16 protein-coding genes are annotated in these 19,256 nt (G+C 40.6%); 14 read left to right on the forward strand and 2 right to left on the reverse strand.

What is annotated here, in order from left to right:
* Positions 1 to 24 precede the first annotated feature (24 nt).
* The 14 genes from DESOR_RS01970 to DESOR_RS02030 all read left to right on the forward strand — a co-directional run bounded on the left by DESOR_RS01970 (position 25) and on the right by DESOR_RS02030 (position 17,124).
* A complete protein-coding gene (locus tag DESOR_RS01970; RefSeq protein WP_081468451.1) occupies positions 25 to 765 on the forward strand; it encodes a nitrogenase component 1 in 741 nt (246 codons plus the stop codon).
* Positions 766 to 817: 52 nt separating this feature from the next.
* On the forward strand, positions 818 to 1,348 hold the full coding sequence (locus tag DESOR_RS01975; RefSeq protein ID WP_014182935.1) for a cob(I)yrinic acid a,c-diamide adenosyltransferase: 531 nt from the start codon (positions 818 to 820) through the stop codon (positions 1,346 to 1,348).
* 210 nt (positions 1,349 to 1,558) lie between these two features.
* Positions 1,559 to 4,312: a sensor histidine kinase gene (locus tag DESOR_RS01980; protein WP_014182936.1), complete on the forward strand. Its 2,754-nt coding sequence runs from the start codon at positions 1,559 to 1,561 to the stop codon at positions 4,310 to 4,312.
* A gap of 1 nt (position 4,313) precedes the next feature.
* On the forward strand, positions 4,314 to 4,997 hold the full coding sequence (locus DESOR_RS01985; protein ID WP_042331819.1) for a response regulator: 684 nt from the start codon (positions 4,314 to 4,316) through the stop codon (positions 4,995 to 4,997).
* 47 nt (positions 4,998 to 5,044) lie between these two features.
* A complete protein-coding gene (locus DESOR_RS01990) occupies positions 5,045 to 6,358 on the forward strand; it encodes a TrkH family potassium uptake protein (protein WP_081468567.1) in 1,314 nt (437 codons plus the stop codon).
* Between the two features lie 11 nt (positions 6,359 to 6,369).
* Positions 6,370 to 7,020 (forward strand): potassium channel family protein, encoded by a 651-nt coding sequence (locus tag DESOR_RS01995; protein ID WP_014182939.1) that lies wholly within the window; start codon positions 6,370 to 6,372, stop codon positions 7,018 to 7,020.
* A 263-nt stretch (positions 7,021 to 7,283) separates the two neighbouring features.
* A complete protein-coding gene (locus DESOR_RS02000) occupies positions 7,284 to 8,789 on the forward strand; it encodes a glycine betaine uptake BCCT transporter (protein ID WP_014182940.1) in 1,506 nt (501 codons plus the stop codon).
* A 379-nt stretch (positions 8,790 to 9,168) separates the two neighbouring features.
* Positions 9,169 to 10,089 (forward strand): [methyl-Co(III) glycine betaine-specific corrinoid protein]--tetrahydrofolate methyltransferase MtgA, encoded by a 921-nt coding sequence (mtgA, locus tag DESOR_RS02005; protein ID WP_014182941.1) that lies wholly within the window; start codon positions 9,169 to 9,171, stop codon positions 10,087 to 10,089.
* Between the two features lie 56 nt (positions 10,090 to 10,145).
* A complete protein-coding gene (gene mtgB / locus DESOR_RS02010) occupies positions 10,146 to 11,564 on the forward strand; it encodes a glycine betaine--corrinoid protein methyltransferase (RefSeq protein ID WP_014182942.1) in 1,419 nt (472 codons plus the stop codon).
* 59 nt (positions 11,565 to 11,623) lie between these two features.
* The gene (gene mtgC, locus DESOR_RS02015; RefSeq protein WP_014182943.1) at positions 11,624 to 12,271 is read left to right on the forward strand and encodes a glycine betaine-specific corrinoid protein MtgC; all 648 of its coding nucleotides are present in this window, start codon (positions 11,624 to 11,626) and stop codon (positions 12,269 to 12,271) included.
* A gap of 250 nt (positions 12,272 to 12,521) precedes the next feature.
* Positions 12,522 to 14,021: a glycine betaine uptake BCCT transporter gene (locus DESOR_RS02020; RefSeq protein ID WP_014182944.1), complete on the forward strand. Its 1,500-nt coding sequence runs from the start codon at positions 12,522 to 12,524 to the stop codon at positions 14,019 to 14,021.
* A 203-nt stretch (positions 14,022 to 14,224) separates the two neighbouring features.
* Positions 14,225 to 14,386, forward strand: a complete 162-nt coding sequence (locus DESOR_RS29205) for a hypothetical protein (protein WP_158308994.1) — start codon at positions 14,225 to 14,227, stop codon at positions 14,384 to 14,386.
* Positions 14,383 to 15,066 (forward strand): DUF1638 domain-containing protein, encoded by a 684-nt coding sequence (locus DESOR_RS02025; RefSeq protein ID WP_014182946.1) that lies wholly within the window; start codon positions 14,383 to 14,385, stop codon positions 15,064 to 15,066. Before DESOR_RS29205 ends, DESOR_RS02025 begins: the two co-directional genes overlap by 4 nt.
* Positions 15,067 to 15,156: 90 nt before the next feature.
* Positions 15,157 to 17,124: a glycine betaine ABC transporter substrate-binding protein gene (locus DESOR_RS02030; protein WP_014182947.1), complete on the forward strand. Its 1,968-nt coding sequence runs from the start codon at positions 15,157 to 15,159 to the stop codon at positions 17,122 to 17,124.
* A gap of 94 nt (positions 17,125 to 17,218) precedes the next feature.
* Here DESOR_RS02030 and DESOR_RS02035 read toward each other — a convergent pair whose 3' ends face one another.
* Together DESOR_RS02035 and DESOR_RS02040 are read right to left on the reverse strand one after the other, a co-directional pair.
* Positions 17,219 to 17,884: a cobalamin B12-binding domain-containing protein gene (locus tag DESOR_RS02035; protein WP_014182948.1), complete on the reverse strand. Its 666-nt coding sequence runs from the start codon at positions 17,882 to 17,884 to the stop codon at positions 17,219 to 17,221.
* 11 nt (positions 17,885 to 17,895) lie between these two features.
* On the reverse strand, positions 17,896 to 19,167 hold the full coding sequence (locus DESOR_RS02040) for a PocR ligand-binding domain-containing protein (protein ID WP_014182949.1): 1,272 nt from the start codon (positions 19,165 to 19,167) through the stop codon (positions 17,896 to 17,898).
* Positions 19,168 to 19,256 lie beyond the last annotated feature (89 nt).

A 19,256-nucleotide genomic window follows, 5' to 3' on the forward strand; every position in this document is an offset into this window, starting at 1 on the left:
TCGGTTGCCTGATTCGAAAGAGTCATTGGAAAGGAGGAAACGAAAATTATACAAATCAATATTATTGGTTATTCGGCCCTTAGTTTAAGTCAGGAAAACCATTTAATAGAATTCACTGATGAGCTGGGAAAGTTCGGTTTGGAAATTATCTCTCCCTCATTAGAGAGCATCAATATGGAAATCTTCAAGAAAATGACATCGGCGGCTTTGAATCTTGTGATATCTCATGAGGGTTTAGGTCTGGCTCAATATATGAAAAAGAATTATGCAATACCTTTTATGATGCACGTACCGGTAGGCTTGTGGGGTATGAGACAGTTAATTAAGGTTTTGGCTGAGATAGCCGGCGACCCTTTAATCTTAGTAAGCCAGAGAAAATATCTACCCAATAGCATACCCCAATCAGAACAAAAAGCAGTTGTAATAGGAGAACCTCTTTTAGCATCCTGCATAGGTGCTTGTCTGAGTCATGACTTTGGGATAAAGAAGGTTAAAACCGCCAGTCTTTTAGGAAATATAAAGGGTAACAAGGTATATCAGGAAAAGGCGTTTTCCAATATTCTTTTCCTTGATAATGAGAGCGTCTTGGCTCAATGGATTGATAGAGTTCAGCCAGATATCATGATCGGAGATCCATCCTATCAGAGGCTGTTGGGATTCGGCAGTGACGGAGTACATTGCGAGCTTATCGGGAAACGAGGACATAATTATTTGGCAAGTCTTATAACATCAATTTCTGTTAAGACGAACTGTATAGCTATGTAACAGGAAAAATCGACTTGTGATACTTGGACAGGTTAAGAGAGGAGATGCTCGTATGGAGCAAGGACTTACTCATATTTATACCGGAACTGGAAAAGGGAAAACCACAGCGGCAGTGGGGTTGGGAGTTAGAGCCTACGGCCAGGGATTGAAGGTCCTGATGGTTCAGTTTTTAAAAGGTTGGGATACGGGAGAGACGAAGGTCATCGAGAGTTTTGAACCATCTTTTAAACTTTTTCGATATAAAGAAAATGACAAATTTGTTTGGGAGATGACAGAACAAGAAATTGGACGATTAGAAAAAGAAATGAGAATTGGGTTGAATTATGCTACTGAAGCCGTAACCAGTGGGAATTGGGATATGATCATTCTGGATGAGATAATGGCAGCAGTGAATTATCGGTATCTGCCCTTGGCAGAAGTTGTCGAACTTGTCAAGAGTAAGCCTCTAAAGCTTGAGCTGGTGTTGACAGGCAGAGATGCCCCGGCAAAACTGGTTGAATTAGCGGACTATGTTTCAGAAATAAATGCCCGCAAACATCCTATGGCAAAGGGCGTGACAGCACGAGCAGGAATCGAGTATTAAATTAATTTTGAGCATCCTTTTTCACTTGTATAAGTAGAATGAGGATGCTTTTTTGCCATTATAGTCTGCTGCTCCTGTTTTTTCTAACTCCTGAAGCAAGGTAAAAGTGATATAATCTTTATAATTTCTTTATGGTCTTTACGGCAATCTTTATGCCTTTTATATGGATAATGGATCTATAATAAGGGCATTCAGTATGAAAAGCAGTATTTGTTAGAAAATAACAATGATGATGTACTGGAAAATGACGAAGGTGATGTTTTTTTGGCTAAGGGAAAACTTACAATTTTCTTAGGAGCAGCTTCAGGTGTGGGGAAAACTTATGCAATGCTGGAAGCAGCCTTAGGAAGAGTTTCGGAAGGTATGGATGTGATAGTAGGTCTTGTTGAAACTCATGGCAGAGCGGATACGGAGGCTATGCTTCAAGAATTGACTGTCGTTCCTCCGAAAGCTCGTGACGTTAGCGGCAGGATTGCCCACGAACTAGATTTAGATGCTATCTTGGCCCGGCATCCCCAACTCGTCTTGATCGACGAATTAGCCCATAGCAACATTGAGGGTTCTCGGCATCAGAAACGTTATATGGATGTCAAGGAACTTTTGGCTGCTGGAATTAATGTCTATACTACGTTGAATATTCAGGATTTGGAGACTCTCAATGATATTGTCACTCAGATTACTGGGGTGAAAGTTCGAGAGACGGTTCCGGACCAAATTTTGGAAACAGCAGCTCAAATTCAATTGATAGATATTCCACCTGAAGAGTTGATTCAAAGAATAAAAGATGGGAAAGTTCATGTTCCTGAGGAAGAAACAGATAGTTTAAAAAATTTTTTTCGGCCGGGCAATATCAACGCCTTAAGGGAGTTAGCTCTTCGCTATACAGCACAACGAGTGGATCGTCAGCTTGAGTCTTATCGCCGAGATCACGGCATTAATGGTCCCTGGCGGACAGGTGAAAAAATTTTAGTTTGCATCAGTGCCAGCCCTTTCTCAGCTCAATTAATTAGAATTGCCAAACGAATGACAGAGAAGGTACAAGGAGAATTATTGGCTGTTCATGTTGAAACTTTGCGTCGTTTTCCCAGTAATGAGGCGGAAAAAGATTCAATGGCCAAAAATCTAAGACTTGCTGAGGAAATGGGAGCAGAGGTTATCGGCTTGACCGGAAATAGTGTTGCGGAAGCTATTGTGGAGTTAGCAAGAAAACGTAATGTTTCTGAGATTATTATTGGAAAGCCGGAGCATACCCGTTTTTGGGAACTGATTCATGGATCTGTTGTGGATAAAGTGATACGGCAAAGCCAGGGAATCAGCATTCATGTTATTCCTGGGAGTCAACAAGATGCAGGAACGACTAGAATTCATGCAGGGTGGTCGTGGAATGACGACAAGGATGAGGTGCCTTGGTGGAAATCTCCCCAGGTAATTCCTTATTTGGCCTCAAGTTTGCTTGTGATTTTATTGACCTTTTCGATATCATTGGTGAGTTCTTTCTTGGGATTAGTCAATATTTCTTTGATATATATACTTCCTATTTTAATGATTGCGGCACGTTGGGGGATCCTTCCGGCCATTGTAACAGCTTTAATGGGGACCCTTGCCTTTGACCTTTTTTTTGTTCCTCCCCTCTTTAAATTTACTGTTGCTGATTTGCGTTATCTTATCAGTTTTGCCATTTTTATGTTGGTTGGACTAATTACCGGAACTTTATCGGATCGTTTAAAAAAACAAGTTAGCTACTCAAGACAGAGAGAAAATAGTATTTCAGCTCTGTATTCTTTAAGTCGGGACATCGCTGCCGTTGATAACCTTGAGGCAGTCTTGGAATGTATTGTAAGTAATGTTTCCAAAACTTTAGAGGGGCAAGTGATGTTGCTTCTGCCTAATGAAAACGCCCAATTAGTGTTAAAAAAGGACTCGGGTATCAATAATCTCTTTGATGATCGCGAGTTCCAAGTTGCTTCTTGGGTTTATGAAAGAGGCCTAAAAGCCGGAAGAGGGACGGAGAGCTGGGGCAAGGCAAAAGCTCTGTTTCTGCCCTTGAGTACAGAACAAGGGACTCAGGGAGTTCTTGGGATTTACAGTAATGCACGTAATTATCAATTAGCCTCAGAACAAATTGGCTTATTAGAGGCTTTTGCGGGATTAGCTGCCATGGCTATTAATCGAATTAAATTAGCTGAACAGGCTAGAGTATCTCTTTCTTTGGTAGAGTCTGAACGTTTACGGACAGCACTTTTTAATTCTCTTTCTCATGATTTAAGGACACCTCTGGCTTCCATCATTGGAGCAAGCACCGGACTGCTGGAAGATCAAAATGTTTATAGTCCTGAGGTTCGCAAGGAATTGCTGAAAACCATTCTTCATGGTGCCGAAAGGATGAATAGGTTTATAAGCAACTTACTGGACATGGCTAGGCTTGAGAGCGGCATGTTGCGTCTGAATAAGGAATGGTGTGATCTTCAAGATATTATTGGAGTAGCCATTAATCGCTTGGGGGAACTTTTAACTCGTAGGCCATTGGAGATCAACATTCCAGAAGGGTTGCCCTTGGTTCAGGCCGATGGTATTTTAATTGAGCAGGTACTGATCAATTTGTTGGATAATGCCCTAAAGTATTCTGAAGTAGGCAGCAAAATTATAATCTCTATTCGGCAAAATGAAAAAAGCTTGGAAATTGTGGTGGCCAACCGAGGGCATAGTATTCCTGAGGCCGATTTAAGCAAAGTTTTTGATAAATTTTACAGGCTTAGTTCTCCCCTTCAAGTTAGTGGATCCGGACTTGGCCTCGCAATATGCAAAGGGCTTATCGAAGCTCATGGCGGGGAGATTTGGGCCGACAACAATAAACTTGGCGGAGTAACCATAACCTTTACCTTGCCTTTAAACGACCAATTTTTTGGTATGGTACCTGAAATGTTGAAGGAGAGCCTTGAGTTCCGTGAAAGGAATGACAGTTGAAATGGAAAAAACAGGTCAGAGGATTCTGATTATTGATGATGAAGCACAGATTCGGAAATTTTTACGGGTAGCTTTGACAAGCCATGGCTATGTGGTTAAAGATGTTAAGACCGGCCGGGAGGGGCTTGAATCCGTGGCCTTATTTGGACCGGATTTGGTGGTTCTTGACCTGGGACTGCCTGATATTGACGGATTAAAGGTTGTGCGTCAGCTGCGGGAATGGACGAAGGTTCCCATTATCATTCTTTCCGTTAAAGAGCAGGAGAGCGATAAGATTGCAGCTTTGGACTTTGGTGCGGATGATTATGTAACAAAGCCTTTTGGCATGGGGGAATTGTTAGCACGTATCCGAGCAGCTATTCGTCACACTGCCGGAACGGATGAACAGCCAATTTTGCACTTTGACGACTTGACCGTTGACCTCTTGCATAGGCGGGTGTTTAGAGATAATCAGGAAATTAAGCTTACCTTAACAGAGTATGAGATCGTGAAAAATCTAGCCATCAATGCAGGAAGAGTCGCTACTCATAATCATTTGTTACGCACGGTTTGGGGACCGTCCTATGAAAAGGAAGTCCAATATCTGCGGGTTTATATTGGGCAGATTAGACGGAAATTAGAATGCGATCCATCTCGCCCCAGGCATATCATTACTGAACCAGGGGTTGGATACCGCTTATTATAAGGAGACCTACTTGGAGGGAAAAGGGTTTGAACGCATTGGGAAAGATTATGTCACCATCTCGAGTTTTGGTTTCCGGATTTGCTTCACTTATTTTGTTAGGGGGAATTTTACTAACCTTACCGCAAGCAACTCAGGATGGACTGGGCTTACCTTTTATGAATGCCATTTTTACAGCAACCTCCGCAGTTTGTGTTACAGGATTAGTAGTAGTGGATACGGGGACGACTTTTACACCTTTTGGGCAAGGGGTTATTTTAGTTCTAATTCAAGTAGGCGGATTGGGCTTCATGACCTTTGCTACATTATTTGCCATGATTTTAGGGAAAAGAATTACTCTTAAAGAACGCTTACTTCTTCAAGAGGCCTTAAATCAAGTTTCAATTGAGGGAGTGGTTCGCTTAGCCAAATCGGTTTTGCAGATCTCATTTGCTATTGAAGGTGTGGGGGCACTCATTTTGGCTTTACGCTGGCATTCAGATTTTGGTTGGAGCAAGGCACTTTATTATGGTGTTTTCCATTCTGTTTCGGCGTTTAATAATGCTGGGTTTGATCTTTTTGGCAATTTTTCAAGTCTTACGGCCTTTGTTGGAGACCCCATCATCAATATCACGATCATGGTTTTAATTGTTCTGGGAGGATTGGGCTTTATAGTTTTGGCTGAGCTGCTTGAACATAAGAAAAAGTTTAGGCTTCATACTAAAATTGTCTTAAAGGTTTCAGGTTTTTTGATTTTGTTCGGGGCAGGCTTAATTCTGATAATGGAGTATTCAAACCCAAAGACTTTAGGACCCCTTCCATTCGGGACAAAGGTTATGGCTGCCCTTTTCCAATCTGTCTCCCCTAGGACGGCAGGCTTTAATACAATTGATTTGTCGGGGATGTATAACACGACCTTGCTTTCCATGATTGTGCTCATGTTTATTGGTGCTTCGCCCGGATCCACTGGTGGAGGTATTAAAACAACAACTTTTATAGCGATTGTTTTATCTGTTTTGCGAACCTATCGGAGTGATCCACATGTTGTTATTGAGGGGCGGACTCTCCCTAAGGATGTTATCCAAAAAGCTTGGGCTATTACAACTTCTGCGTCCTGCTTAATCTTTATTATTATCTCAGTCCTTTCCCTTACGGAAAATACAGATTTATTAACGGTACTATTTGAAGTGACGTCAGCTTTTGGTACAGTTGGTCTTTCTCTTGGACTTACCCCTTATCTCTCGGGTCTTGGCAAAATTGCCATAATTATAACGATGTTTATTGGGCGAGTGGGACCGCTGACTCTGGCCTTTGTACTCTCTAGGAAAAAAAGTAAACAGTCATTGCACGTTAAATATCCGGATGAACGAATTATGATTGGCTAGGAGGAAAATTTGTGCGCAAACAATTTGTGGTTATCGGCTTAGGACGGTTTGGCTCAAGTGTTGCCAGAACTCTTATGAAATTAGGCCACGAAGTTCTTGCTTTAGATAAGAATGAGCAGGCGGTTCAAGGGTTGATGCATGATGTTACTCAAGCGGTTCAGGCTGATGCCCGGGAAGAGGAGACCCTTCGGGCATTAGGGGTAAGAAACTTAGACGTAGGAATTGTAGGCATCGGGGATGATCTTGAAGCTAACATTCTCATTACCTTGATGCTTAAAGAAATGGGCGTTCCCTATGTTGTTGCTAAGGCCCAATCCATTCAACACGGAAAAGTATTAGAAAAAATCGGTGCCGATAAAATCGTTTATCCGGAGCAGGATATGGGTATTCGTCTTGCCAACAATCTCAGCAGAACCAATGTGATGGACTTTATTGAGTTGTCTCTGGATTACAGCATTTTTGAGATTATAGCACCATCTCAGTTTGTCAATAAAACTTTGGGAAAATTAAATTTGAGAGCTGTTTATAATGTGAACGTTGTAGCTATCAAAAAAAACGCCGATCAGATTGTCATTGCACCGGGTGCCAATTCAGTTGTTGAAGAAAAGGACATCCTGGTCATTGTCTGCAATAAAAAAGCACTTTCCCGCCTGCCGGATTAATATATTCATAAGTATACGCTTATAAAACCGTTGTTTTGCGCTAGCCATTGCAACGGTTTTATTTTCTTAATTTGATGAGAGAGTGTAATATACTTTTTAACATGCAATTAAAAGGAAATTATTGTGGAACAAGTTTGCGAATAATAGTGAGAATTTTCAAAAATGGTACAAATGCTGCAAAAGAAGCATCATTGCGGCAAATTTGAAAAATGCAAAAGATGATAAGATAATAGTGATGATGCACAATCATGGGGGGAGGAAGTATGAGCAACAAAAAAGGTTTTCTTGGCAACATTGATCGACACATTTTCTTTATTTCAGCAATGATCATGGTTGTATTTGTCTGTTGGACACTAATTCAGCCTAAAGAGGCAAGCTTAACCTTCGACTCAGTACAAACCTTTATAACCAAGAATTTCGGCTGGAGTTATTTATTAGGCGTATCATTTTTTCTACTATTTGCCTTGTTTATTGCTGCCAGTAAATTTGGAACGATTATCTTAGGCAAGGATGGGGAAAAGCCTGAGTATAGCACTTTAAGTTGGTTTGCCATGCTCTTTGCAGCAGGAATGGGAATCGGATTGGTCTTTTGGGGAGTAGCCGAACCAATGACTCACTATGCTAAGCCCCCTTATGGACAACCGTCAAGTATTGAATCGGCCCAAATAGCCATGCGCTATACCTTTTTCCATTGGGGTCTCCATCCTTGGAGTGTTTTTGCAGTGGTAGGCTTGGCTATGGCCTATTTTCAGTTTCGTAAAGGACTGCCGGCTTTAGTGAGTTCCACTCTTTATCCGCTACTGGGTGAAAAGGGGATTAAGGGGTGGATTGGCAAGTTGGTAGATATTTTATCCGTGTTTGCAACTATATTTGGGGTGGCAACATCATTAGGCTTAGGGGCTATGCAGATCGGTACAGGTTTAAGTTATGCTTATGGAATACCCACCAATACTACAACAACAGTGGTCATTATCCTCATAATTACTGTGTTATTTATAACGTCGGCAGTAACCGGGATTGAGAGGGGAATTAAATTTCTCAGCAATACTAATATATTGCTTCTTTTTCTTATTTTAACTTTTATGTTATTTGTTGGTCCGAGTAGGTTTATTCTAAATGGATTTACTGAAACAATCGGATCCTATGCACAAAATATCATTCAGATGAGTTTCTGGGCTGATGCTTATGAGACGAATCCAGGCTGGGTTGGGGGATGGACAATCTTTTACTGGGCTTGGTGGGTCGCTTGGGGTCCATTTGTTGGTGCCTTTATTGCTCGGATTTCCCGAGGGAGATCTGTAAGAGAGTTTATCTTAGGTGTTGTCATTGCACCGACGCTAATGAGTTTTATATGGGTCGGTGTCATGGGAAACAGCTCTCTGTATGTGGATGTTATTGAGCACGGGGGTATTGCAGCTCAAGTAGCTAAGGATATTAGCACAGCTATTTTTGTGATGTTTCAGTACTACCCGTTGTCAGGTGTTTTGACAACCCTGACTACCCTGATTATAGCCGTCTTTTTTATTACTTCTGCGGATTCGGCGACATTTGTCATGGCTATGTTCACTTCCGGAGGGGAGTTAAATCCTACGGCCGGCCTAAAAATTACTTGGGGTCTGATAGAAAGTGCAGCAGCCATTGCGTTGATGATCGCCGGAGGACTCAGTGCATTGCAGACAGCCTCTATTACTGCAGCCTTTCCCTTCATGTTTGTCATGTTTGCTATGACGGCGGCTCTTGTCAAGGCTTTTAGAGAAGAGTTGAAATAGAAAAATTTAATTAAGAATTTATAGGCATTTTTTATAGAGACTTTATACTTAACCGTAAGTATAAAGTCTCTTTTTTGAAAAAAACACTCAATTTATTGTTAATATCAAAAATGTGAAAATAGTATTAAAAAAAATAAATAATCCGAATTTTCATTTTTAGCCTCAAATGTAGTAAAACGAGCATAAATGTAGTGTTAATGTACGAGAAATATGGTGTTATGATGAATGCATAGTTAGTCCGAAAGATTGCTTTGAGTCATGGCAGGCAGGGGGTGACCTTTTCAAGGTTTAAAGAACACACTGATAAATTCATGTGAGTTCGTATCTCGATGTATCAGAAGATTAATGGTTTTAAAACAAAAAAATGGGGGAATTTTGAATGCTTAAGTATGATACAGAACAACATGTTTATGATATCAATGGGGTGAAAGTAGGCGGACAGCCGGGACAATATCCTACGGTTTTGATTGGCAGCATTTTTTACCGAGGCCATAAAATTGTCAAGGATGGAATGAAGGGTATATTCGATGAAGATGAAGCTAAAGCTCTGCTGGATCGAGAAGCTGAGTTGAGCGCTGAGACCGGCAATCCTTTTATTCTTGACGTCTTAGGGGAATCTGTTGAAGCTTTAGTAAAGTATGTGGAATTTGTTATGAAACACTCTCAGGCTCCGTTTTTATTAGACAGCATCAGTCCTGCAGTTCGGATGGGCGCTCTGAAAGAACTTGGTAAGGATCCGGAAATTCAGAAAAGATTAATTTATAACTCCATTGAAGAACATTTCTCTGAAGAAGAGTTAGCGGCTATCAAAGATAGTGGCATCAAAACAGCTGTTATCTTGGCGTTTAGTAAAAAGGCTCTAAAACCAAAAGCTAGAATCAAGCTTTTAAAGGGTGATGGGGAAAAAGAAGGTTTAATTGATGTTGCCAAGCGAGCAGGGATTGAACAGTTCCTTATTGACCCAGGTGTCTTGGATGTAGCTAGTGCCAGCTGGACCAGTGAAGCCATCCATATAGTGAATCAAGAATTTGGTTATCCAGGAGGATGTGCTCCTTCCAATGCTGTTTATTTGTGGAAAAAGATGCGCTCCAAAGGAACTCCATTTTTCGAAGTAGCTGGGGCATCCGTCTTTACCTATCCGGTAACTCAAGGCGCCAGCTTTATCCTCTACGGACCTATGGTCAATGCACCTTGGGTATATAGGTCCATGGCAACTACAGATGCTATGATGGGTTATAATTTTAAACTCACCGGTGCTAAGTTTGGAACGTCTGAGCATCCTTTGCTAAAGATTTTTTAGTCAGTGCTTAGGTTTTTCATTGGAAAATACATGCAAACTTTAAAGGGGTGTTTGTTTTGAGAAACTTGCCAAAGTATAATGTTTTAACTGAAGAACAGGTACAGATAATCCATGATGAATCGATGAAAATTCTTGAAGAAATCGGTATGGATTTTGAATATGAACCTGCTTTGGAAGTCTTTAAAGCCCAAGGGTTAAAGGTAGAAGGAGACCGAGTTTATTTTACAAGGGAATTCATTGAGGGAAAAGTAAAACTGGCACCAGCTGAATTTACGCTCTATGCACGTAATCCTGAACACAATGTAGTCTGCGGCGGCAATAACATAATCTATATGCCCGGTTATGGAGCACCCTTTATCCAATTAGCTGACGGTACTCGCCGCAAGAGTATAATGCAAGATTATGATAATATCGTTAAATTAGCCGGGGCCAGCAAAAACTTGCATATGACCGGAGGAACAGTGGCTGAACCTCAAGATATCCCCGATGAAATACGACATCTAAAAATGATCTACAGTTCTATTAAAAATTCAGATAAGTGTTTTATGGGCAGCGCCGAAGGACGGGAACGTGCTGAGGATTCCATCGAAATGGCAGCTTTGCTGTTTGGAGGCAAAGATGTCATTAAAGAGAAACCCGTACTCATTTCATTAATTAACTCACTGACTCCTTTGAAGTATGATGAGAGAATGCTGGGAGCCTTAATGGCCTATGCTGAAGCTGGACAGGCGGTTGTTATTGCTTCTCTGGTTATGGCCGGATCAACGGGACCTGCGGCTTTAGTGGGTACCTTAGCACTGCAAAATGCCGAGGTATTAGCAGGTATTGCTCTGGCTCAAAGTATTAATCCCGGAACACCGGTGGTATATGGTTCAACTTCATCTCTTAGTGATATGCGTTCAGGCAGCCTTTCTATCGGAAGTCCGGAAACAGCATTGTTTATATCTGCTAGTGCTCAAATTGCCCGTTTCTATGGTGTTCCCAGCCGTTCCGGCGGAGGACTGAATGACTCTAAGATTGTAGATGCTCAAGCCGGTTATGAATCCATGATGACCTTGATGGCAGCCAGCCTAACAGGTATCAACTTTGTTCTTCATACTGCTGGAATTTTACAATATTTCATGGCTATATCCTATGAGAAGTTTATGATGGATGATGAGATGGCTGGGATGCTCTTGCACTATTTAAAAGGATTTAACTTTGATGAGGACGGTCAAGCTTATGATGTTATTAAAAATGTCGGACCGGGGGGGCATTTCCTTACTCAAAAACATACCCGCAAAAACCATAAAAAAGAGTTTCGTAATCCTCAATTAAGTGATCGTTCTGCCTTTGATGCATGGTCTAAGGAAAAATTGGATACCAATCAAAGAGCTCATAAACAATGGCAAGAGGTTTTGGCCAACTACGTTCCACCTGCACTAGATGCAGAAATCGATAAAAAACTCCTTGATTATATCGCAAAACGATCTTAATTATCCTGATACTGGTTTAAAAAACCAAAATTAATGAAAAAGTGGGAGGACAAATTACAATGAGTGAAATATTTGAAGGATTAAAGCAAGCCATTATCGATGGAGATGAAGATATTGTAGAGGAACTTTCCAACAAAGCTATTGAGGAATCCGTTAATCCCGTTGACGCCGTACAGCAAGGATTGATCAAAGGTATTGAAGTTGTAGGTGAGCTATGGAAAGCAGGGGAAGTCTTTTTACCGGATGTAATGATGTCTGCTGAAGCTATGAAAGTCGGTTTAGGGATACTTGAGCCTGCAATAGCTAAAGCTGGCTTGAGCGAAGGGGATAGCAAAGGCAAGATTGTTTTAGGAACCGTCGAAGGGGATATTCACGATATCGGTAAGAATATTACGGGAGCTATGTTTACTGCGGCAGGTTACAAGGTATTTGATATCGGAACGGATATTAAAGCCGAAGATTTTGCGGCAAAGGCTCAAGAGGTTGGAGCAGATATTATCGGAGCAAGTGCTCTCTTGACGACAACCATGAGTGCGCAAAAGGACATTATTGAGTATTTGAAAGAGCATAACCTTAGAGATAAGTTCAAAGTATTTATTGGCGGAGGTCCTACCAGTCAAGCTTATGCCGATGAAATTGGGGCAGACGGATGGGCAGAATCTGCAGATGAAGCAGTCGTTCTTGCTGATAAAATGCTGGCAAAATAAATTTAGCATTCAATTTAACTAAAGAGTTTTGTTGCATGTCATTCGAATCCCAGGGCCTTAACAATAACCATCTTTTAAAGTCCCTGGGATTCTTTTCGGTATAAACGGTTATATTTTCATATTTTGGAGTTAGTTGTAAAAGATATTTCGCTGCAAGGAAACTTTCGAGTCGAGGTTAAAGGTTTTAATGGCTCCACACGTTACAACTGGATTTAACATTAAATTTGGTTAGGGAGGAGTAATACAAATTATGACAAATGGTAATGAGAAGATAAAGACAAGCCGTTCAGTTATGTATATTTCTTCTATCATAGTTATGTTGTTCGTTTTATTCGGTATGTTCTTTCCCGAACAGATGGGCAAGGCTGCCGACGCTTCATTTGCATTTTTAACGACTGACTTTGGCTGGCTATACTTGTTAGCAGTGGGCTTTTTTACGGTTTTTGTTTATGTAGTGGCGTTTAGTCGTTTTGGGTTGATCAAGCTTGGTAAAGACGATGACAAACCCGAATTTAGTAATTTTCAGTGGTTTTCAATGTTGTTCGGAGGAGGAATGGGTATCGGACTTGTGTTCTGGTCAGTTGCTGAGCCAATGATGCATTACCTGTCTCCTCCGGTGGGTGAAGGTGCTACCGCTGAGTCTATGCGGACAGCAATGCGGATTGTATTCTTTCATTGGGGCATTCATCCTTGGGTAATTTTTGCTATCGGCGGGTTGGCCTTGGCCTACTTCCAATTCCGGAAAGGGTTGCCCTTCCTCATCAGCTCTGCGTTTTATCCGCTGATTGGTGATCGTATTTACGGACCTATTGGTAAAGCGATAGATATTTTATCCGCCTTTGCTACAGTGTTTGGTGTAGCCACTAGCTTAGGTCTGGGCTCCAATCAGATTGCTACAGGTTTGCAATACATCTGGGGAATTCAAGCGACTCCAACCACGGTGTCTATAATTATTGCAGTGATGACGATGCTCTTTACTCTGGCGACAATCTCCGGTTTGCATAAGGCTATGCAGCTTGCTGCAGATATTAAAGTTTGGCTCTCCATCGGATTCATGGTATTTATCTTCTTGTTTGGAGGAACGGTCTTAATCCTTAATAATTTCACAGATAGTCTTGGATATTACTTGCAGAACTTTATTGGACAGACCTTGTGGATGGGGAACGTTGATTGGCTCAAAGGCTGGACCGTGTTCTACTGGGCATGGTGGATTGCTTGGGCTCCCTTCGTTGGACAATTTGTAGCCCGTGTCTCCAAAGGTCGTACCATTCGAGAATTTGTCTTAGCTGTAACACTCTTGCCTTCCGGATTTTCGATGGTTTGGCTGTCCATTTATGCTGGAGCGGCATTTAACCTGGATAAGCTCTCCAATGGGGCTATTCAAGCAGCTGTTAATAACGATTATACAACGGCCTTGTTTGCAACCCTCCAACAGCTTCCTATGTACTCAATCACAGCTCCTTTGGCTATCCTCCTCATCGTTGCTTCCTTTGTTGGGTCGGCTAACTCTGCAACCTATGTATTGGCCATGCTGACTTCCAATGGGGATATGAACCCTGGCAAGCAAATCCGTAGTTTTTGGGGAATTATCCAAGGTGCATTTACGATCATTCTGATCCTTGTAGGCGGCGGTACAGCAGCTTTGGCAGTATTGCGAACAGTGTCTATTGTCGCGGCATTTCCCTTTATGCTTATAATGATAATCATGTGCTTCAGCATCTATAAAGCCCTTGCCCAAGAGAAGTTGTAGTCAGGAATTCTGATATTTAATATAAAACACCCAGGTTGTGGAGGCCTGGGTGTTCTTTGACGACAACGGATTTTTTAATGGAAGGGAGGAGAATAAACTGTGGATGAAGCAATAAAGCTTATCATTACTTGTGAAGCCTTTAAAGGCGAATTGGAGATGTTTAAAGTTGACAATGGCCTCCGTACTGGATAACTATAGAGAACATGTTCAGGAAGCTTGCAAGAAATTTGGGGAAATATTCTGAAGAAAAAGGGGATCTTAAATTCATTGAGGTGATTCTGATCCGACAATGCAATATGGTCATCATACCGCCCAACTCCAAAAATAATGAGTTGGATAACAGTTTAGGGGGAGGATTCAGTTGAGAATTAAGCTGATCGGTTGTAAATCAATGATGAATGAGATTCAAGCCTTAGGTCTTAACCAAGGGATGGACTGTGAATTTATGGACTACAGTTTTCACGCTCGGCCGGATTATTTAAACGCCAGGCTGCAGGAATTGATTAATGAGAGCCAGGATTATGATATAATCATTCTAACCTATAGCAGATGTTCCAACTCAATGTTGGGTTTGCTTTCGCCGCAGGTGCCTCTTTTATTTCCGGCAACTCATGATTGTATTGGACTTATGCTAGGCTCTACAGCTCGGCACATGGAATTATTTAAAGAGAATTCCTTAACCTATTATTTTAGCCAGGGATGGTTGGACTATGGGCGTACGCCTTTAGCAGAATACTATGAGTATGAAGAGAGATATGGCGAGAAAAAGGCGCGCAAGCTAATTAAGACTTTATATGGAAACTATAAGAGAGCAGTTTTTATTATTACGCCTGGGATCAACAATCTCGAACTCTATCGGCAGAAGGTTCGTGAAATCGCTGATTTTTTTGGGTGGGAAGTGGGAGAAATTGAAGGGGATTTAAAACTGCTGACCTCGGTTGTCAAAGGAATCAAGGCTCCTGAGTCCATTTATGTTGATCCTGGACAAATCATTACTTTGGACATATTATCAGGCAGTCAGAAGGAAAAAGTATTACTCAAATAGTCGTTGAATAAAAAAAAGAGGTTATTTCGAGGGAAGCATATACCTAAACAGAACGAACAGGATTATAGTATCGTTTAAGGAGTGGGAAATATGCCAACAACCAGAATAATCATGTTATCTTTAGTCTGTATAACACTTAATGTAATTTCTTTTGGTTTAATCAGAGCTTATTCGGAGTATAGTGTTCAAGTCTTTCTTGGGTCACAGTGTTTAATTATTCTCATGATATTTCTGGCTGGAATGCTTTTCAAATCCGATAAAGCAAGTCTTGAAGCTGAGATTCTTGATAATTTGATCAATGGAAATCTCACTAATGACAAAAAGCCTATGAATGCGAGTGAGATGGAACGTAAACTGCTTAACTATCAAAGCAACATAAGAAAGGTTATAGCGGAAGTCTATGGAGTAGCGCGAATTGCCGGCAGTACAGGAATATATCTTTCTAGAGATCTAAGTAACATTGCCCAGGCTGCAGATAATATTACAAGTTCCATTAATTATGTGGCATCGGGAAATTCTGAAGTTGCAAATTCTGTTGTCAAAGCATCTGAGAATATGACAAAGATTTATGAGTTTACGTTAGGGATAAAAAAGCAGATTGAACAAATTGAAGAAAGTTCTAAAACGACAATCCATATGGTTGATGAAGGGAGTAATGCTCTGGAGATCCAAAACAAATCCTTATCAGAGACCATTGAATCCTTTCAGAAAGTCAAGAGTGTTATTAGTGACTTAAAGAATAGAGCTTCGGAGATTAATTCAATAGTGGATAGCATTTCCAATATTTCAAAACAAATTAACCTGCTTGCCTTAAATGCTGCTATTGAAGCAGCCCGTGCAGGTGAAGCGGGCAGAGGGTTTACAGTTGTAGCCAGTGAAGTTAAAAAATTGGCTGCGGAGTCGGATAGTGCGGCCACCCAGGTAAGAAAGCTGATTGAAAAGGTCAACGCCGGAGTCGATCGATCCGTAGAGGTTATTCACTTAAATAGCGATAGCATCAATGAGCAAGAAGCCAATTTAAAAAATACGGAAAAATCCTTTGTGAATATTAATCATGCCATGAATATTGTTGTATCAGAAATAGACGAAATATTCAATAAAGTAAGAGAGCTTACAGATTTTGCGGAAAATGTTAACTCGGATATTGGAAGTATTTCTGCTGTATGCCAAGAAACAGCCGCCAGTTCAGAAGAAATAAGTGCTGCAATACAAGAAAACGCTAATTCTATGGGGAACCTTACGGAACGATTCAATGAATTGACTAAAAAAATTGAGGATATTTCTGATGAACTGGAGAATTACCAATATATTAAGATTGCTTACAATGAGTATCTTGAATCAAACTTTCAGCTAGAAGTTCTAAAGGAACTCATTAAACGCAAACTCGGTTTTGCTGCGGAGGGAATCTTAGTAAATAACCAGGAAATATTCAGAATGGTAGCTGAAGGCAAGGCGGATTTTTCAGTTTCGGCCATGCTGCCTTCTTGTCAAGCTCTGGAAATGGAATATCAAGGACAATTAGAAAATTTGGGTTTAAACTTGGAGGGATGCATGCTGGGTTTAGTTGTTCCGTCCTATGTCAAGATTAATAGCATTGCTGAGCTGAGTGGCAAAGGCTCTAAGTTTAAAAACAAAATCTATTCACTGCAGCGGCGCACCAATCTGGGCCGCATGGCTGGAGAGGTATTAGAGTCTTATGAATTAACTGGATTTACTATAGAATACAACGAAGAAAAAGCAATGCTGGAAGCCTTGCATAGAGCTATAAAAAGTAAAGAATGGATTGTGATCACCGGCTGGCAGCCTCATTCTATGTTTGGCATTTATGACTTGAAATATTTGCAGGACCCCAGGAAAGTTTTTGGTGAAGAAGATCATTGCGCTACCTTAGTGAGGCATGGTCTGAAACAAGAGAATAGGGAACTGTATGAGATCGTAAAAGACTTTAAACTGAATATGCCGGTTGTTAATCATGCCTTGCGTGAAATAACAGTGAATGGAATAAGCCTAGAGGAGGCAGCAGTGAGGTATTTGGATGCTAATACCCCTTATTTGTAAATAATAGGTTGAATTTAAGATAATTACTAAGGGGCTGTGTCATAATGAATGTCTGAGAACACTTATTATGACACAGCCCCTTATGCTCTTTTTTTCATCGGGCACTAGGTTTGGGTTTGGTAACTAATAATTTGTTTAGATTTTCGTTTAAAAAGTTGCGGAATTCTATGGCATCTTCAAAGGTATAGTCCGCTCCGATTTCTTTAGCAAAGGCATCGGTTATGGGTGCTCCTCCGACGATAATTTTCAGTCCTTGACGTAATCCTTGAACTTCCAGTTCATCAATCACGTCTTTCATTACAGACATGGTTGTGGTCAGCAAGGCTGAGATCATTAAAATATTGGGCTTTTCCTTGCGTACTGCACTGGCAAATTTCTTTGGAGAGACATTAACCCCTAAATCAATAACTTTTGCACCCGTCGCCATAGCCATAGTTTTGACTATGCTCAAGCCAATATCGTGCAAATCTCCGGCAACCGTTCCCAAAATAATTTTACCCAGTCCTTTTTTGGTTGGAACTGATAGGATAGGCTCGATAACCGATAACCCAGCATGCATTGATTGAGTAGCCATCAAAACTTCGGGAACATTAACTTTTTCTGTTCGGTATTTTTCGGCAATAATATTCATACCTCTAATGAGTCCTTTTTCAAGGATACTAGCAGCAGAATATCCTTGCGCTAAAGCTTGCTTTGTTAATTCTATGGTATCTTCAGATTCTCCTTCTGAAATTGAATGAATAATATCGTCAAAGATCAATTGAATCGCCCCTAAAATAAGCTGTTTTTATAGACTAAAGGAGTTACACCAATATATTTCCTAAATACTTCAGCAAAATAACTTTGGCTTTTGAAGCCTATTGCTTTTGATACTTGTTCAACGCTGAACTCAGGTTTTTTCATAAGTTCAACAGCCTTTTCAACACGAACTCTAGTTAAGTAATCATTAAAGGTACAGTCTAATTCTAAGCGGAATAAACGGGATAAATGGGACGGGCTTATAAACAGATGATCCGCAGTTGCTTTAAGAGTAAGGGGTTTATGATAGTTTTCCATAATAAACTTACGGGCATTATTAACTAAGCTAAGATGCTTCTTGTCAGCCAGTTTAAAAATCCCGTTAAGGAACTCTTCGATGATTTTATGCACTTTGAAAAAAAACTCTTCTATTCGTTCAATGCTGTTAATTTCATTATTAAAATCCTGAAGTTTAAGCATCACTTGTTCAGCATCAGCCCCGCCTTCCACAGCTGCTCTTGAAGATAAGGAAGCTAATTCAAGAATGCGTATTTTAATTGTTGCTTTATCACCTGCTGTTTTCGTTAATAGATCTGTTAACAAATTCTTTAAGGTACTCTCTGCCCGTGTTTTGTCGCCTAGTCGTATATAACTGAGAAAACGTCTTTCGTTTTTTAGATAAGTTCCGTAGTCTGTGAATTCGGTTATATTTTTCTTTTTCCGGTTTTCGAGATCTGCTTTAATTTGCAGACGCTGCAAATGGTAGGCATGTTCTTCTTCCAGAGTATGAAGATTTCGTTTAACTAAATGGTTTACCACTACAAAAAGCATATCTGCTGCAGCTTGGGATTGTTCAGGAGAAGACATAGAAACACTGGAAACTTTTTCTTTTAAGGTTTGGAAATCCAAATTGGAGTTGATCTTTTTTAGTTGCTTCAGAAAGAATTCATCAGGTTTCCATAATAAAACTTGTCCACAAATAATACTTCCCAAAAATACATTGTCCACAATAATTGGAACGGCCCAAATGACGATTCCTGCATGGCAGCGGAAAAAGTAAGGCTCGTTCCATTTTGCCGCCTCTATAGTTGCCTCTCTATAAGAATTCAAACACCTCTTTTCCCCCTTGCTGTTACTGCGGATATACTGGCAAAAGTCGCTTCGGTACTTATTGCCCAATATAGCAAGGGTTTCTCCCTTTCGATTAACGGCTTCAATGTGTAACCCGGTTGCTTTGGAAAAGCTACCGAGTATTTCTTCTAAATATTTGGGATCAAGAAAGTTTTCAATATTTTTTTTAGTCATGGCAATCTCCCGAATTCTTTGTTTAATACTCAAGGAAAGGGAAACTACTTATCTATAAAGCTGTTAGTTAAGATATTTATATATTTCGA

The organism is Desulfosporosinus orientis DSM 765, from assembly GCF_000235605.1.
Classification (GTDB): Bacteria; Bacillota; Desulfitobacteriia; order Desulfitobacteriales; family Desulfitobacteriaceae; genus Desulfosporosinus; species Desulfosporosinus orientis.

Excerpts from the sequence above, each read along its gene's own strand:
- mtgC (WP_014182943.1), top strand. The coding sequence starts at position 11,624 with ATGAGTGAAATATTTGAAGGATTAAAGCAAGCCATTATCGATGGAGAT.
- DESOR_RS02030 (WP_014182947.1), top strand. The coding sequence starts at position 15,157 with ATGCCAACAACCAGAATAATCATGTTATCTTTAGTCTGTATAACACTT.
- DESOR_RS01975 (WP_014182935.1), top strand. The coding sequence starts at position 818 with ATGGAGCAAGGACTTACTCATATTTATACCGGAACTGGAAAAGGGAAA.
- mtgA (WP_014182941.1), top strand. The coding sequence starts at position 9,169 with ATGCTTAAGTATGATACAGAACAACATGTTTATGATATCAATGGGGTG.
- DESOR_RS01985 (WP_042331819.1), top strand. The coding sequence starts at position 4,314 with ATGGAAAAAACAGGTCAGAGGATTCTGATTATTGATGATGAAGCACAG.
- DESOR_RS29205 (WP_158308994.1), top strand. The coding sequence starts at position 14,225 with ATGTTCAGGAAGCTTGCAAGAAATTTGGGGAAATATTCTGAAGAAAAA.
- DESOR_RS02000 (WP_014182940.1), top strand. The coding sequence starts at position 7,284 with ATGAGCAACAAAAAAGGTTTTCTTGGCAACATTGATCGACACATTTTC.
- DESOR_RS01990 (WP_081468567.1), top strand. The coding sequence starts at position 5,045 with ATGTCACCATCTCGAGTTTTGGTTTCCGGATTTGCTTCACTTATTTTG.
- DESOR_RS02040 (WP_014182949.1), bottom strand. The coding sequence starts at position 19,167 with ATGACTAAAAAAAATATTGAAAACTTTCTTGATCCCAAATATTTAGAA.
- DESOR_RS02020 (WP_014182944.1), top strand. The coding sequence starts at position 12,522 with ATGACAAATGGTAATGAGAAGATAAAGACAAGCCGTTCAGTTATGTAT.